Genomic DNA, 15,268 nt, shown 5'->3' with positions numbered 1-15,268 from the left:
CATTGACGCCGTAAGTAACTGATTTTTGGAATACGATTGTTACCCACCAAACACTTTAGAGAAAGGACTGCTTTGCATGGAACATATTTTACCTTTAGGTTCTATTGTGCACATTAAAACAGATACACAGACCGATTACATGATTGTGAATCGTGCCGCCTTATATCAGGAAGGTAAACAAGTCGGTTACTTCGATTATGCAGCTGTGATTTATCCGGATGGTTTAAATGCTAACAATGAATTAACTTTTTTTAACCGCGAGGATATCACCCGCGTGCTTTTTACTGGTTATATCAACCAAGTTGAACGTGAATTAATTCGTGATTATGATCAAATCGTCGCCGATTCAGGATATCCTAAATTACCATCACATTAAAAGCACGGTAATCGGCTCTTGGATGAATTAGGGATAATAATTCCAAGTTGGGTCAGATAATTTTTTAATTAAATCAGTTTTTCTATTGAAAATAACCCGTTATTTCCAGTCATCCAAATCAATTATTGCCCTCCTTGGCCTCTGGTATAAAAAATTTAATATCAAAACCGCTCTGCCATGATTAACAGAGCGGTTTTGGTTTATCAGAATATCTTAAGTTAAAATGGCCCAAAATAAGTAGCCAAGACTAATAACAATCATGACCACTTGGAAAATGAATAACAGCCAGATAATCCGTTGTAATTGTCGAAATTGATTGTAGAAATCAGCATTGGCATGTTTTTGAAATTGCTGCGCCGATGCCAATAAATAAAAACCTAAACTACGTTTCTTTTTTTGATTGCTGACCAGGTATAATGACCAAAAATGCGGGTGTGGCAAGCCTCTACTTTGAGCATCGAGGACCACCACACGATAATAAAAATACCGTAGTAATAAAGTAATGATTATTAACAATCCGATACAAAGTAACCAAAAAATAAATTGTTTCGTAGTCATTGCATGACTAGCTGACATTTCTGTATACTCCCCTTTTTACTATTCCCAAAACAGCATAGCGCAAAAATTAGTTTTTGCCCATTAGAAAGTCTTTATAAGGAAGCATTTGATAATTGAGTGGTGAGATATTTAATGCGGCTAGTATAGAGACCATTTTTTTGCCGATAGATTGTCACTTTACGGCCAAAGTATCCTACTTTGTTGTTGGCAAAACTCGAATCAATTCCCATTAACACGTGAATTAAAACATTGATAAAATTAGTATTTACTTCTTGAGTTAAGCCAATATTGGTTGTAAATCCAGGGAGAAATTGAATAACTTGATCATTTTTTAGAAATAATGTCCCAAATTTTACAGTGGGGAGAATTTGATGAATATAGGCGGTGGCCTGTTGAACGATTTGCGACTGATGTTTGCCGGAAAGTGCGACAAATTCCCATCGTTGAGGAGTAATTTGCGTCAATTGACTACTAATAGGCGATGCCAGCCAGAGCTGTTGATTTTGATCTTGAATAAAAACTACTTCTTGTAAAGGTTCTGCATCCCAAAGATGGAGATAGCTCCATAAATTGTAAATAGCTAACTGATAATTCTGATTATGTTTTTCTTGAGTATTGAAATGAAGCCGGAGAATATTTTTGGAGTTATATAAACCATTGCTGACTTCCAGATTATCTGTATAAAAGTCAGTTTGATTCAAAGAATCCAGATTATTTAAGAGATTCCCGCGTACGGCCACGGAAAAACCATCCGCTTGAAAGTGGTGAATTAGCCGGTGTGTCAACATCACCATTTCATAATTGGAAAGAACATCCGCATTTTGCTCATTTGCCAAAGTAATTTGATAATTAGGAGGCCGTTTAGCGGGATCTTGTAAATACGAGCTATAATAATTTAATACTGCTCCCTGATCTATATCAAAACTCGCAGGAGTTGCTTGTTGGATTTGATTTAACCTTAATTGTTGGCGAATTTGTTTGATTTGTTGGGGAGTAATTTGCCAAAGCTGAGCTAACAACTGATCATCAAAGCCTGCTTCTTGAGCTTGAATCAAAAGTGTCAAGTCGCCTTTTTGACCCTGTAATTGATTACTTAATTGTAAAAGATATTGTAAAGTTTGTAGAAATGTTAAATTATATTTAGTAAAGCTTTGCACTTCGGCAATTTCAAAGCCTCGATCTAAAGCTTCACAGACTGCAATAATTCTTTGGACATTCTTAGTAAATAAACGCACTTCAATTTCTTCGTCTGACAAGGAAGCCGCTAAATGTTTTAAAAAAATTGCTTCTTGAAGATTGCAGGCCTTGAGCCCTTTCATAACTACTGTTTCTAAATTATTGCCATTCACAATAATGGCGCCAGTGGAAGTTTTTCGTGGTCCTAAATTGTTTACTAAGTCTTTTTGGGTTATAGTCTGCCAAATAGGAAAGCGCGCTGTAATGTGGTTAGGAGTTAATTCTACAGCAGCATTAATCGTAGCCCCTGATAAAGTTTCGACTTTTTGTAAACGCTGTCCCAGGCCTACCTCACAAACTACTTCAAATAGGGGATAGCCTAAACTTTCAATCATCGGCAAAATTTTACTTTGAAAGAGCGGAGAAATTTCGAGAATATAAAAAGAATTCGTCGCTTCATCTACAGCTAAGTGAAAGGTACACATCCCCACAATTTTCAAAAGATGGCACAGCCGCAATACGGCATCTCGTAAACGTTGATACATAGTATTGCTGATGGAAAAAATCGGAGTCACACTAATGGAATCCGTCGAATGAATGCCAATGGGATCAACATCTTCAGAACTATAAACTACCGCCTGATTTGCAAATTTATCCCCAATTATGACCATTGTAATTTCTTTAAAATTATTAATACTCCGTTCGACTTCATAGCCATCGTTGCTGGGATTGGCTTCGAAAAAATCCTGTAACTGCTGAATGGTAGAAATTGTATTCCAGTAAGTTTTAATCTCTTTATTGCTGGAACGGATAATAACCGGAAAACCCTGTTTGATAACAAATTTTTGAGCTGCTGAAAAGTCTGGGACCAATTGATGTTCAATTAAACGAAAGCCTTGATTTTGTAAAAAAGTATTCAACGCATGGTGGCTGATCGTCAATTTTAAAGTTTGCGTATTAAGATTAATCAATTTAACTGGATGACGTTGATAGAAATCAGTTTTCATAAAGCTTTTAATGGTCAGTAAAGTATTAAAACTACTAAAAGTTGGCAAAATAAGCTCAATCGCAAACTTTTGAATAACTTTCTTCAAATTATGCAAATTAATCTCGGCCACCACTAACAATTGCGGATCAATTCGCAGATTAACAAATGCCTCGCGATTTTCGGTGTAAAAAATAACACGATAGCCACGTTTAGTCAGTAGTTGCCAAGCAATATACAGCGCTTTTTCTTGTTCCAACTTTTCACTGGTGGCTAAACCAGTGGTCGTGCCCATTAAAAGTAGATTTTGTGTCATAGATTTTTACCTTGCTTAAAGGACGTAATCATTTCGATAAATTCATCAAAAATATATAGTGCATCGTGTGTGCCGGGTGCAGCTTCCGGCTGAAATTGGACGGTCATGGTGGGATCACTCCGATGACGCAAACCTTCAATCACATTGTCAGCTAAACAACGATGCGTAATAAAAAAATTCGTTTGGCTCATACTTTGGGGTTCAATGGCGTAATTGTGATTATGGTTAGAAAATTCAATATTTTCTGTCGCAATTTCCACGGTCGACAAATTGGAGCCATGATGACCATAAGCCATATGATAAATCTCTGCCCCATTCGCCAAAGCCACCACTAAATGTCCCAACCCAATTCCTAAAATTGGCAGTTGCCCTTCTAGTTGCTGGCAAGTTTTTAAAGTCTCCGGAATTTCTTGGGGATTACCCGGTCCACTGGTAAAAACGACCGCATCCGGATCTAAATCTAAGATATCCGTAGCTGTGGCATTATAAGGCAAAACAATAGAATCGCATTTTCGGATGGATAACTGCCGTAAAATAGAATATTTTAATCCCAAATCAATGACTGCAATTTTAAAACCCACATTCGGATTCGGATAAGGTTGTTTCGTGGAAACAGTTTTGACTCGATCGCGCGGAATGACTAAGGCGCGAATTTGATCCCGCGCATGTTCATCTGCCGTATCCATAATGCTGGCCTTCATCGCCCCATGGGTTTTAATATGTTGCGCTAAACGCTGAATATTGATATTAGTGATGCCGGGAATGTGCCTTTTTTTTAAAAAATTATTGAGAGAATGAGGATCTTGCACGGAAAATTGACTAGCCGGAACACTATTAAAAATTACACCTTTACAGCTAGGAGCAATGGCTTCATAGTCATCCCGATTCATACCTCCTGTATCCACAAAAGGCCGTACAAAAACAATAATTTGATCATTATAAGTTTGATCGGTGATCGTATTTTCTAACCCACTTAGATTATTACTAATTACTAGTTCCCCGGTCGAAATAGAGGGAACTCCGATCGCGTCACCCTGAAAAGTTGTGCCATCTTCCAGTATTAAATATTTATTCATTCCGCAGCAGGTTCAATTATTTCAATTTTATCCTCATCATCAATTTCGGCCATAGAAACTTTAATTGCTTCCCGATGAGAGGTCGGAATATTTTTGCCGACGTAATCTGCGCGAATCGGTAATTCACGATGTCCACGATCTACTAGCACAGCTAAAGAAATCTTGCTCGGTCGGCCGACACTCATAATAGCATCTAAAGCGGCTCGAATGGTTCTGCCCGTATATAAAACATCGTCCACCAAAACCACGTGCTTGCCGGCAATTTGATCCGCGCTAAAAGGCGGTTGTTCGCCACCCGCTTGCACGGTTTGCTGATCATCACGCCAATTGGTCACATCTAAAGCAAATTGGGGGACATCAATATCTTCTAGTTGCTGTAGGCGCATTTTAATTCTTTCTGCCAAAAAGGCTCCCCGGGTTTTAATTCCAATCAAAACCAAATTTTGATTACCCTTATTTTTTTCAATAATTTCGTAAGTAATTCGCGTTAAAGTGCGTTTCATCGTTTTGTCATCAACAATTTCTTTATTCATAATGACTCCTTATTATTTTATATCTTTTTTTATTGAGCTAATTTTTGCAAAGTGGTTTGAAAAATCGCCGGCGGCTCGACTGAAAATTCTAACCACTTGCCCGTTCGGGGATGATAAAAACCCAAACTTTGAGCATGCAAAAATTGCCCCGGGCCAGGTAATGTTTTTCGGGGACCATAAAGTGGATCTCCGGCTACGGGATGGCCAATATATTTGAGATGTACGCGAATCTGATGAGTGCGGCCAGTTTCTAAACGACATAAAATTAGCGCATAATGCGCAAAATTTTGTTGTACTTGAAAATGGGTAATTGCTGGTTTCCCCGTAGCACTCACCGTTTGACGTTTGCGATCTTTACTATCTCGTCCAATTGGTGCCGTAATAGTTCCTTGAGTGTCCGTAAAGGGCTGGTGCACGATGGCTAAATACCGCCGTAGATTAACTTTTTGTTGGAGTTGTTTCGTCAATGAAGCTTGGGCTAATTCGGTTTTAGCGATCATTAATAAACCCGAAGTATCTTTATCAATGCGATGAACGATACCGGGACGAATAGTATCCGAACTGGCAATTTTGGTATGATACAAAATACCGTTTACTAATGTATGATCAGGATGGCCAGGAGAAGGATGAACTACTAAGCCTTGAGGCTTATTGACTACTAAAACGTCATGATCTTCATAAATAATATCTAATGGCATGGGTTGCGCAATAGCCCGCAAAGCTGGCCGGGGCGAAGGTGTTACGCTAATTTTATCTTGCGGATGTACTTGATAACTGGGTTTAGTAATAACTTGATCATTGACTGTAATTTGCTGTTGCTTAATCCAATCTTGAATTTGAGTACGAGAATACTGTGCAAATTGTTGATTAATAGCAAGATCCAAACGTTGTGCTTGGGAGACTTCAAATTCTAAAGTGTTAATGTGCTACTGCTCCTTTATCATTGTTGTGTAATAAATAAATTAAAATCAAAATTACCCCAAGGCTAATGAAAATGTCTGCGAGATTACAAACAAAATTAAGTAAGGGTATGTTCCAAACGTTAATATATATCATATCGACTACATAGCCACGAATCCCTCGATCCAAAGCATTACCTACACTGCCCGCTAAAAGGCAACTCAGTCCAATGAGCAGCAGTGGTTGGTGCCAACGATAATGGTACAAAAGATATCCCAAAATTATCACGGCGATAACACTGATTAAAAAAAGTAAGGTTATCTTGCCGGTTAAAATATTATAGGCAGCGCCATGATTGTTTAACCGTTGCAATTCAATGAAACCAGGGATAATCACGTCAACTTGACCTAAAGGCAAAAAAGTGACGGCCCAATATTTTGTTAATTGATCAATTAAAATTCCAAAAATAATAATTGCTAAACAATACCATGGCATACCAAAACTCCTAAAATAGTCCTTTAATTGTACCTGCGGCATCAATATCCATTTGTAAAGCGGCAGGATGCGTCGGTAATCCAGGCATTGTCAAAATATTACCGGTGCGGACTACTAAAAAACCGGCTCCTAAATTAGGACTGATATTTTCCACATGCAAATCAAAATTATCTGGTGCTCCCAGCAAATGAGGATCATCGCTAAAAGAATATTGTGTTTTGGCAATACAGATTGGCAATTGATCCCAATGACGTTTTTGTAAATTTTGTAATTGTTTGCGGGCTGTATTACTATAAACAACTCGTCGGGCACCGTAAATTTCTGTGGCAATACGATTAATTTTGTCTTCAATGGCCGCTTCGGGGGCATATAAAGGCTGCCAATCGGCTTTATTTGGAAGATCAATTAGAGCTTGTGCCAAATTTAAAGCTCCTACTCCCCCGTCATCGTGGACCGTCACGGGATAGGCATTAATGCCCATTTCTTGACACAATTGTTGAACCAATTGGATTTCTGCGGGAGTGTCACTAGTAAATTGATTAATGGCAACAATTACAGGTACCTGATATTTTTGTAAATTAATTAAATGCCGTTGTAGATTGCGAAAACCACTTTGGATAGCGGAGGTATTGGGTTGAGAAATTTGATCTAACGGTTGGCCACCATGATATTTTAAAGCCCGCACAGTTGCAACAACCACTACCGCTTCAGGCGTTTGCTCTAAGTGTGGTGTGACAATATCTAAGAACTTTTCTGCCCCCAAATCGGCGCCAAAGCCGGCTTCTGTTAGGGTATAATCACTCAAATGTAAGGCTAAGTTAGTGGCAATGATACTATTACAACCGTGAGCAATATTCGCAAAAGGTCCGCCATGAATTAAAACGGGTGTATGTTCTAAGGTCTGGACTAGATTCGGTTTGAGTGCATCTTTTAAAATTAATGTTAATGCCCCTTGGGCCTGTAAATCTTTTACAAAAATTGGTTGGTCTTCATAAGTATAGCCTATCAGAATTTGACCGATACGCTGCTTTAAATCAGTTTGATCAGTAGCTAAACACAAAACCGCCATTAATTCCGAGGCCACTGTAATTTGAAAATGTTCTTGACGAACCACCCCAGAACTAGGACCGCCAAGGCCGATTACCACATTGCGCAAGGCCCGATCATTGACGTCGAGCGCCCGCTGCCAAGTAATTTTTCGTGGGTCTAAATTTAATTGATTACCATGTTGAATATGATTATCGATCAAGGCAGACAAAGTGTTGATAGCACAAGTCAAAGCATGCAGATCACCCGTAAAGTGAAGATTGATATCTTCCATGGGCACTACTTGAGCATAGCCGCCGCCGGCGGCCCCACCTTTAATACCCATGACGGGCCCTAATGAAGGCTCCCGCATAGCAACCATAACGTTTTGTTGTAAATGGTGCAAAGCATCAGCTAACCCAATCATGACGGTTGATTTACCTTCACCCGCTGGTGTGGGATTCATTGCCGTAATTAAAATAAGTTTGCCCGGACGATTGTTTTTAAGCCGAGTGATTGCCCTAGCGGCGATTTTAGCTTTGTATTTACCATAAAGTTCTAAATCATCCAGCGGAATATGCAGCCCTTGAGCTACTTGAGTAATAGGCCACATTTGATGGGCTTCATTGGTTTGAGCAATTTCAATATCAGTTTTCATAATTCATCCCTTACCGTAACAAATTTATTTAAAAGGTGTTGCCCTTTTTTACTTACAACAAGATGCATAGGAAAATAACTTGCATCAACAAACGAAAGTATTGCTTGACGGGGAGCTAGGCGGAGATGTTGAATTTGTTTGCGTGTAAAAATATGGGAATTACGCAGGATTATTCCGCGAAATAATAATGTTTGGTGCTCATAATCAATGATTAAAACATGCCGTTGCCGCATGATGATCATAAGGATTAAAGCACTAAGCATTAATATTACTGCCCAAAAGTTAAAACGATTACTTTCAAGCTGCCAAATACCCCCTATAAAAAACATCGTTCCTAGCCAACACCAGACGATTAAAGAAATAGGATTTAATAATTGATAGTGAATTTTTTGAATAATATTCACTCCTATCGGCTTTGAAAAAACCAAGCTATTTAAATTTTACCATAAAATAGTAATCGACTATGAACAACTCTCAAAACAATCTATGGTATGATGAAAAAAAAGAAATAGGAAAAAATAATGCTTAATTATTATGATACTGCAATCGATCAAGTTGTCATTAATGCAAATAATCCTACTCCCCCAGAACAAAAATACTTAATAGAACATTATGGAGTATCACAAGAAGTCATGCGCTATGCTTTAGATAAATTTGAGCGCCCCCGAATTAGCTATGATGAAGCCACGCAAAGTTACTTAATGGTGATTTCCGTTCCTTTTCAGCAGACCACGTTAGAACGTATTGTTCAATCTGTAACCATTTTTGTCAATAAGCAAGTACTAGTTTGTTTTACCTCTCCGGAATGCCAATACGTAATGCCCCACATTATTCAAATTTCCAAAAATAACGGGAATGCTTCCCAATCTCCGATTTTTGAAATTTTTGCGGAATTAGTTCGGATCATTTCGGACAATTTTTTGGAATTAGTAAAACAATTTTACGATGAACAAGAGCGGATTGAATTACGTTTTCACCAACGCAAACATCGCTCCCAAACTATCAATGATCTCGCCGACTTACAAACGCGAATTACCTTTGGCGTGGCGGCCACTTCTGGTAATGACGATCTAATAGATGAAATTTATAGTTTAATTGATGAAGATGATAATAATTTTGAATTATCGGCTAATTTAGAAAAGCGCTTAGAACTGGCTGAAATTGAAGCCAATCAAGCCGAAAAAAACCTCCAATTGATTAACGAAATTGTGCAACAATTATCTGGTACCTACAACAATTTATTAAATAACGAGACTAATGATGTGATGCGCTATTTAACGGTCTACTCGTTGATTTTGACGATTCCTACCATTGTCGGCGGTTTTTATGGGATGAACGTCCGCTTACCACTGGCTAATACTTCTTGGTCATGGCTATTAATTATTATAATTACTGTAATTTTAATTGTCATTATGGTTTTAGATATGCTTCGGCGTCACTTCTTATAGGTAGGTTGTCCCCAGTATTGAAACAAATCAGTTCGTAAAGAACCGTTGTATAATTTGCGGCGTTTGGTGGCCTGATAGCCGTAAAACTTTTCAAAATTTAAGTCACTGGTTAAATAATATTTACTCCAAGTGGTTAACTTTTGAAAGTTAGCCCCCATTTGTTGATATAAATGGTGAACTTGGGCTTGTTCTTGTAAGCGGTGTCCATAAGGAGGATTAGCGATCAAAATGCCGTCTTGTGCGCTCAGGACTAAATCCTTCACTGCAATTTGCTTAAATTGAATATCATGTAAGACCCCAGCTTGATAAGCATTAGCACGGGCTAAATCAATCATGGAACCATCAATGTCGCTCGCCCAAATGTTTAATTGCTCTGGTGGCTTAATTTGGGCGCGGGCTTGTTCTTGTGCTGCCGGCAAGATTTTAGGTGATATCCAAGGAAAATTTTCAAATGCGAAGTGCCGTTGGAGACCAGGGGCGATATTACGGCCAATCATGGCGGCTTCAATCGCAATCGTCCCCGAACCGGTAGTCGGATCACAAAAAGCATCTTGCGGCCGCCAAGGGGTTAATAAAATAAGAGCTGCGGCTAAATTTTCTTTCAGTGGGGCTACGCCATGTTCTTGGCGATAACCGCGTTTAAACAAGGAACTACCGGTTGTATCTAAAGTTAATTCGGCTTGATTTTTAAGTAGTCGGATTTCAAGGGGAAATTCAAATCCGGTTTCGGGTAAGCGCCCCCGACGATGATAAATCGCGGCCATTTTATTGACGATTGCCTTTTTGGTAATTGCTTGAACATCAGGTGTCGAATGCAATTGTGATTTGACGGTGCGGCCTTTAACCGGAAAAGCAGCATCTAACGGTAGCCACTCATCCCAAGCTAAATTATAAACTTGATCGAATAAAGCTGTAAAAGTGGTCGCTTTAAAGGTGGCTAGAACAATTTTAATGCGATCGGCACTGCGAAGCCACAAGTTGGTTTGGACAATATCCGCCGCTGTTCCGGTAAAATAAACTTTGCCGGTTTCCACTTTGAGATTAGCATAACCTAGTTGTTGTAATTCTTTTTTAGTAACTGCTTCTAGGCCACTGGCCATGGTTGCTAGTAATTTCATAATTTCTCCTTTATAAAAAGGGATGGACATCGTCCATCCCTTTAGCGCTACAGATTTTTATAAGCCACGTTCTGTTCCAGTTAGGCGAGCGCTCTGCTACTAACCTTCAGTAATCATCTATCTGCATTCTATTGAATGCCTTCAACGTAAGTTTATTTCCTTGTATTGAAGCTCCCCGACCAAAGTTTGGGTTTCCTGCTCGTGGGGTTTACCCGTTCCATTCTTTTGTTTCCAAAAGACTGCGTTTCTGTGGCACTTTCAAGCTACTAGTACCTAGTTATTACACCTTAGTACGTTAACTGCCGTCACTTGGAATTCCAAGTGCTCCAGCTTATTGGGCTGAACGCGAACACTATAAGCATTGCAGCTTATGCCGGCGTGGACTTTCCTCAGCTTGCTTTAACAAACCGCGATTACTCAAAACCTGCATTAATATCATACTCCAAAAATAACGGAAAAACTATCATTTTTAGAATTTAGATGTCTCTGTGGTATCATCAAGAGGATTTTGTTTGTTAATATCCAAAAAATTGGTTTGCGGATACTTATTTAAGCTCTCTTTAGCATTACCTTCTGTTTGACCAAAGACATGGCGCTCCAAATTGGACAATCGTTTTAAAATATCATAATTAGTGGTTCCGGGTGTTGGCATATCCGAACCAAAATTAGCATTGGCAAAATCATTCTTAGGAGTTGCCGTGGCTGCCGCTACTTGTTGATTTTGCTTGGTTAAACGCTCATTTTCACTTTGTAAAGCGGCCAATTTTTTTTCATAATTTTCATAATCTTGAATCACCTGATCTAAAAAGGCATCCACTTCTTTTCGATTGTAACCCTGCATCGAAACCTTAAACCGTTTATCGACGATTTTCTTGGGACTTAATTTAATTTCATCCATAATATAAGACACTCCTAACTTCATAGTCTAATTATAGCAAAACTTCTTTATTCTGGTAGCATAACCCCCTAGGTTTTCAGTTTTAAAAGGATGGCTGATCGTCGACAAAATCTTGTAAATCATACATATCAATTAATTGCAAATCATAGGGAACATGCGCTTGATATTGTTGAATAGCCTGATATTCATATTTGGTTTTACCCGGATATTCCGGATCATAGACTAGCAAACTACCTTGAGTATGGTGTAGCATAAAGGACTGCCAAGTCTGAAATTGGCGTGGATTTTGGTAAGGCTGGGTACTCAAAATTTGACAAAAATCCGCACGCTGCAACGTCTGAAAGAAAATTTGTTGATTTTTTTCATTCCAGCGTTGCTGCATATTTTGAAATGGCAATAAAATTGCCACTTGTAGTTGGTAGGGGGCTAACACAGGCTGTTTGACGGCTTGGACCACGTATTGTTCCACACCTAATTGACCTCCGGTTAAAACCCATTTTAAACCATGTTCACAATAGTTTTGCAAAGTACGCGTCAGATAAGTTGTAATAATTTTAATTTTGGGATCATTAGCAGTAAAAATGCCCAATTCATAAGCACGATACCCAGTTACCCAGAGATTTGTAATGGATTTCATTGATTACCCCTTTAAGTTAAAAGATTAGCATCATGGTATAATACGTAAATTAGGAGTTGAGATCATTGACAATTAATTATCCACAAGGAACTGCCAACCAATTTCCTTCTAATCTGCAGCCTCAGCGTCCCACTATTTTTGGTGATCGCGGTATGACTTTAGAAGAAGAAATTAATGACAGTAACAAGTATTATCGCAATCACAATTTAGCAGTGATTTATAAAAAACCGACTCCCATTCAAATTGTTAAAGTTGATTACCCTAAAAGGAGTCGTGCGGTAATCAAAGAAGCCTATTTTCGGCAAGCTTCCACTACTGATTATAATGGAGTTTACCGCGGATATTACATTGACTTTGAAGCTAAAGAAACACGGCATAAAGATTCTTTTCCATTAAGCAATTTTCATCAACATCAAATTGATCATTTGCATCAATGCCTGCAACAACAAGGAATTTGTTTTGCTTTTGTCAAATTTGTGACTTTAAAACGCTATTTTATTTTACCTGCCAGTGTTTTAATTAAATTTTGGCAGCAAGCACAAAAAGGTGGCAAAAAATCCATGTCGCGTACTTTTATTGCCACGCATGCCTTAGAAATTCATCCTGGTTATAATCCAGTCTTACCCTACCTGGAAGCTTGTGATCATTTAATTCAAACTTTAGGAGATCATCATGTCTGAATCACGTTTACAAAAATACCATTCTCAGTCCAAAGCAAAGTCTAATTCACCCAAGAAAAAGCACTCCGGTTGGCATTGGTTAGTTGGAAGTATTGTGGTTATTATTGTAGCAATTATCGGTGTTTTTGGTTACTATGGACTATCCGCGCCATCTATCTCCCAGGAAGTTTTACAAAGTGGTGGTTCTTCAACCATTTTTGATCAAAATGGTCATCAAATTACTACCTTAGGTAATGAAAATCGAACTTACGTAACGATTGATCATGTACCAAAAACAGTTCAAGCGGCCATTGTTTCGATTGAGGATCGGCATTTTTATCAAGAACACTTAGGCATTAATCCCTTTCGAATTTTTTTGGCTGCTGTGAACAATATTTTAAGCGGGCCTGATAATGTTCAAGGTGGCAGTACTCTAACCCAACAATTAATTAAGTTGTCCGTTTTTTCTACGAAAAAATCTGATCAAACAATCAAACGGAAAATTCAAGAGGTCTGGTTGGCTGCTAAAGTAGAACGCACTTTCTCCAAAGATCAAATCTTGGAATTTTATTTGAACAAGGTTTATTTGGCCAATGGCACTTATGGCTTTCAGACGGCTGCCCATTATTACTATGGTAAAAATTTAACCCAATTAACTTTACCTCAAATAGCCTTATTAGCTGGTATGCCGCAAGCTCCTGTGAATTATGATCCTTATCGCCATCCCCAAGCGGCCAAAAATCGCCGGGATACTGTGATTAAAGCCATGTTGAATAACCATAAAATTAGTGCAGCTCAAGCTCAAACAGCGCTTAACACGCCCGTTGATCAGGGGTTGAAAGCTTACCGTCCTAATTCAGGGGTCGGTGAAAATAAGCTAATTGTTGACTCTTATATTAAGGAAGTTATTCATGAAGTCAAAAAGAAGGGCTATGATCCCTATCGTGATAATTTAAAAATTACCGTTAATATGGATATTGCTGCTCAAAAACGGCTGTATCAAATCGTTAATAATAATGAATTAAATTTTCCCGACGATAAATTACAAACTGCCGTGACGGTTGTTAATCCTCAAAATGGCCGAGTAATTGCAATGATTGGCGGTCGTAAAGTAGGACAGGTGCAACTCGGGCTGAATCGTGCCATTCAAACCTCACGTAGTAACGGATCGACTATGAAGCCATTATTAGATTATGCCCCGGCTGTAGAGTATGAATCTTGGGCGACCAATCATCCGGTAGTTGATAGTCCATACACTTACCCGGGGACCAAAATTGCCTTAGAAAATTGGGATCATACTTTTCAAGGCAAAATGACCATGCGCACGGCTTTAGCACAATCGCGCAATGTACCGGCGGTGCGGACATTGTCTGAGGTAGGTTTTAATAAGGCCGTCGATTTTGTAAATAACCTAGGAATTACCATTCCGGCTAATGCTGGTTTATCTGCTGGGATTGGCGCTAACGTTTCTACTTTACAGCTGGCGAGTGCCTATGCAGCTTTAGCCAATGGCGGGACTTATTATCAACCAGAATATCTAGCACAAATTGAAACCGCAGATGGAATTAAACATTCTTACTCTACTTCAAGAAAACGTGCCATGAGCCCGGCTACCGCGTACATTATCACGGATATTTTAAAAGATGTAGTTAAACCTGGTGGTTTAGGATCCCAAGCTTACATCGCGCATTTATATCAAGCTGGCAAAACCGGAACTACCAATTACAGTGACCAGGAATTGGCTCAAAATCCCGCATTAAAAGGCTTGGCAAAAGATTCGTTGTTTGCCGGCTATACTCAAAACTATGCCATCGGTGTTTGGACCGGATATGATAGTCCATTACAAAATGGATTAGACATGACCCAACAAAAATTAGCGGGTCAAATATATCAATTATTAATGCGGTCCTTATCTGCTTCAAAATCGAACCGGGATTGGAAAAAACCCCACAATGTTGTACGCGTTAAAGGGACGGATGTTTTATATTTGCGCAACCATCAGCCCAATAATTTACCAGCTCCCCGCAGCAATAATAAAAATACGTGGTCACAAAATAATATCAATGAAGATCAAGATCAGACGTCTCCATCTTCTGGTGATAATCGTGACGAAGAATCTAATAGTAATCAAGACACGGAAGATAATGATAATCAACAAAGTCAGCAAAATGAACAAAATAACACTACCACCAACAATAATAAGAACGATTCCCAAAATTCTGGCGGGAATACGGATAATAACAGTACCCCCAATCAGCCTTCTATGAATAATAATCCAGCCAACAATAATAATCCGAATTCTAGTCCACCTGCTGGAAATCATAGCGGTTCGAGTGCAACGGTTCCCTAATCATGCGGGCGAGCTTGTTTTCAATTAATTGATTGCACAACTGATTTTTAGATGTCATC

Annotated in this window: 15 protein-coding genes and 1 other RNA gene; 4 read left to right on the top strand and 12 right to left on the bottom strand. The window is 38.8% G+C overall.

All coding sequences use genetic code 11. The annotated features are described in order from the left end of the window. Nucleotides 1-76: 76 nt before the first annotated feature. The gene (locus JG30_RS04320) at nt 77-376 is read left to right on the top strand and encodes a DUF4176 domain-containing protein (protein ID WP_046316450.1); all 300 of its coding nucleotides are present in this window, start codon (nt 77-79) and stop codon (nt 374-376) included. A 213-nt stretch (nt 377-589) separates the two neighbouring features. Here the strand turns inward: JG30_RS04320 and JG30_RS04315 are convergent, their stop codons facing one another. The 8 genes from JG30_RS04315 to JG30_RS04280 all read right to left on the bottom strand — a co-directional run bounded on the left by JG30_RS04315 (nt 590) and on the right by JG30_RS04280 (nt 8,503). After that, a complete protein-coding gene (locus JG30_RS04315; protein ID WP_046316448.1) occupies nt 590-952 on the bottom strand; it encodes a hypothetical protein in 363 nt (120 codons plus the stop codon). Between the two features lie 74 nt (nt 953-1,026). Beyond that, on the bottom strand, nt 1,027-3,411 hold the full coding sequence (locus JG30_RS04310; RefSeq protein WP_046316446.1) for an ATP-binding protein: 2,385 nt from the start codon (nt 3,409-3,411) through the stop codon (nt 1,027-1,029). Then, on the bottom strand, nt 3,408-4,487 hold the full coding sequence (locus JG30_RS04305) for a carbamoyl phosphate synthase small subunit (RefSeq protein WP_046316445.1): 1,080 nt from the start codon (nt 4,485-4,487) through the stop codon (nt 3,408-3,410). Before JG30_RS04305 ends, JG30_RS04310 begins: the two co-directional genes overlap by 4 nt. Next, nucleotides 4,484-5,023: a bifunctional pyr operon transcriptional regulator/uracil phosphoribosyltransferase PyrR gene (gene pyrR, locus JG30_RS04300; protein ID WP_046316444.1), complete on the bottom strand. Its 540-nt coding sequence runs from the start codon at nt 5,021-5,023 to the stop codon at nt 4,484-4,486. Before pyrR ends, JG30_RS04305 begins: the two co-directional genes overlap by 4 nt. A gap of 26 nt (nt 5,024-5,049) precedes the next feature. After that, entirely contained in the window at nt 5,050-5,943 is an 894-nt protein-coding gene (locus tag JG30_RS04295; RefSeq protein ID WP_046316442.1) for an RluA family pseudouridine synthase, read from the bottom strand. Next, nucleotides 5,939-6,415, bottom strand: a complete 477-nt coding sequence (gene lspA, locus JG30_RS04290; protein WP_046316440.1) for a signal peptidase II — start codon at nt 6,413-6,415, stop codon at nt 5,939-5,941. The genes JG30_RS04295 and lspA overlap by 5 nt, the downstream gene beginning before the upstream one ends. A gap of 10 nt (nt 6,416-6,425) precedes the next feature. Continuing rightward, nucleotides 6,426-8,099 (bottom strand): formate--tetrahydrofolate ligase, encoded by a 1,674-nt coding sequence (locus JG30_RS04285; RefSeq protein ID WP_046316438.1) that lies wholly within the window; start codon nt 8,097-8,099, stop codon nt 6,426-6,428. Then, nucleotides 8,096-8,503, bottom strand: a complete 408-nt coding sequence (locus JG30_RS04280; RefSeq protein WP_046316436.1) for an EbsA family protein — start codon at nt 8,501-8,503, stop codon at nt 8,096-8,098. Before JG30_RS04280 ends, JG30_RS04285 begins: the two co-directional genes overlap by 4 nt. Before the next feature lie 117 nt (nt 8,504-8,620). Between JG30_RS04280 and JG30_RS04275 the strand changes: the two genes are divergently transcribed. Further along, entirely contained in the window at nt 8,621-9,547 is a 927-nt protein-coding gene (locus JG30_RS04275; RefSeq protein WP_046316429.1) for a magnesium transporter CorA family protein, read from the top strand. Here JG30_RS04275 and JG30_RS04270 read toward each other — a convergent pair. The 4 genes from JG30_RS04270 to JG30_RS04260 all read right to left on the bottom strand — a co-directional run bounded on the left by JG30_RS04270 (nt 9,535) and on the right by JG30_RS04260 (nt 12,200). After that, nucleotides 9,535-10,665: a THUMP domain-containing class I SAM-dependent RNA methyltransferase gene (locus JG30_RS04270; RefSeq protein WP_046316428.1), complete on the bottom strand. Its 1,131-nt coding sequence runs from the start codon at nt 10,663-10,665 to the stop codon at nt 9,535-9,537. The two genes, JG30_RS04275 and JG30_RS04270, sit on opposite strands and share 13 nt — an antisense overlap. A gap of 55 nt (nt 10,666-10,720) precedes the next feature. Next, nucleotides 10,721-11,090: RNase P RNA component class B (rnpB, locus tag JG30_RS08795), an RNA gene on the bottom strand. A 44-nt stretch (nt 11,091-11,134) separates the two neighbouring features. Then, nucleotides 11,135-11,563 carry a cell division regulator GpsB gene (gene gpsB, locus JG30_RS04265; protein WP_071237000.1) on the bottom strand — a complete coding sequence of 143 codons (429 nt, stop codon included), beginning with the start codon at nt 11,561-11,563 and terminating at the stop codon, nt 11,135-11,137. A gap of 82 nt (nt 11,564-11,645) precedes the next feature. After that, nucleotides 11,646-12,200 carry an SLOG family protein gene (locus JG30_RS04260; protein ID WP_046316425.1) on the bottom strand — a complete coding sequence of 185 codons (555 nt, stop codon included), beginning with the start codon at nt 12,198-12,200 and terminating at the stop codon, nt 11,646-11,648. Nucleotides 12,201-12,265: 65 nt separating this feature from the next. Here JG30_RS04260 and recU point away from each other — a divergent pair, with 65 nt between their 5' ends. Continuing rightward, complete coding sequence (gene recU, locus JG30_RS04255; RefSeq protein ID WP_046316423.1) at nt 12,266-12,880, top strand: Holliday junction resolvase RecU; 615 nt, start codon at nt 12,266-12,268, stop codon at nt 12,878-12,880. After that, nucleotides 12,873-15,209: a transglycosylase domain-containing protein gene (locus tag JG30_RS04250; protein WP_046316421.1), complete on the top strand. Its 2,337-nt coding sequence runs from the start codon at nt 12,873-12,875 to the stop codon at nt 15,207-15,209. Before recU ends, JG30_RS04250 begins: the two co-directional genes overlap by 8 nt. The last annotated feature ends 59 nt before the right edge of the window (nt 15,210-15,268 follow it).

The organism is Bombilactobacillus mellifer (assembly GCF_000970795.1).
Taxonomy (GTDB): domain Bacteria; phylum Bacillota; class Bacilli; order Lactobacillales; family Lactobacillaceae; genus Bombilactobacillus; species Bombilactobacillus mellifer.
This window is presented reverse-complemented; position numbering and strand designations above follow the sequence as displayed.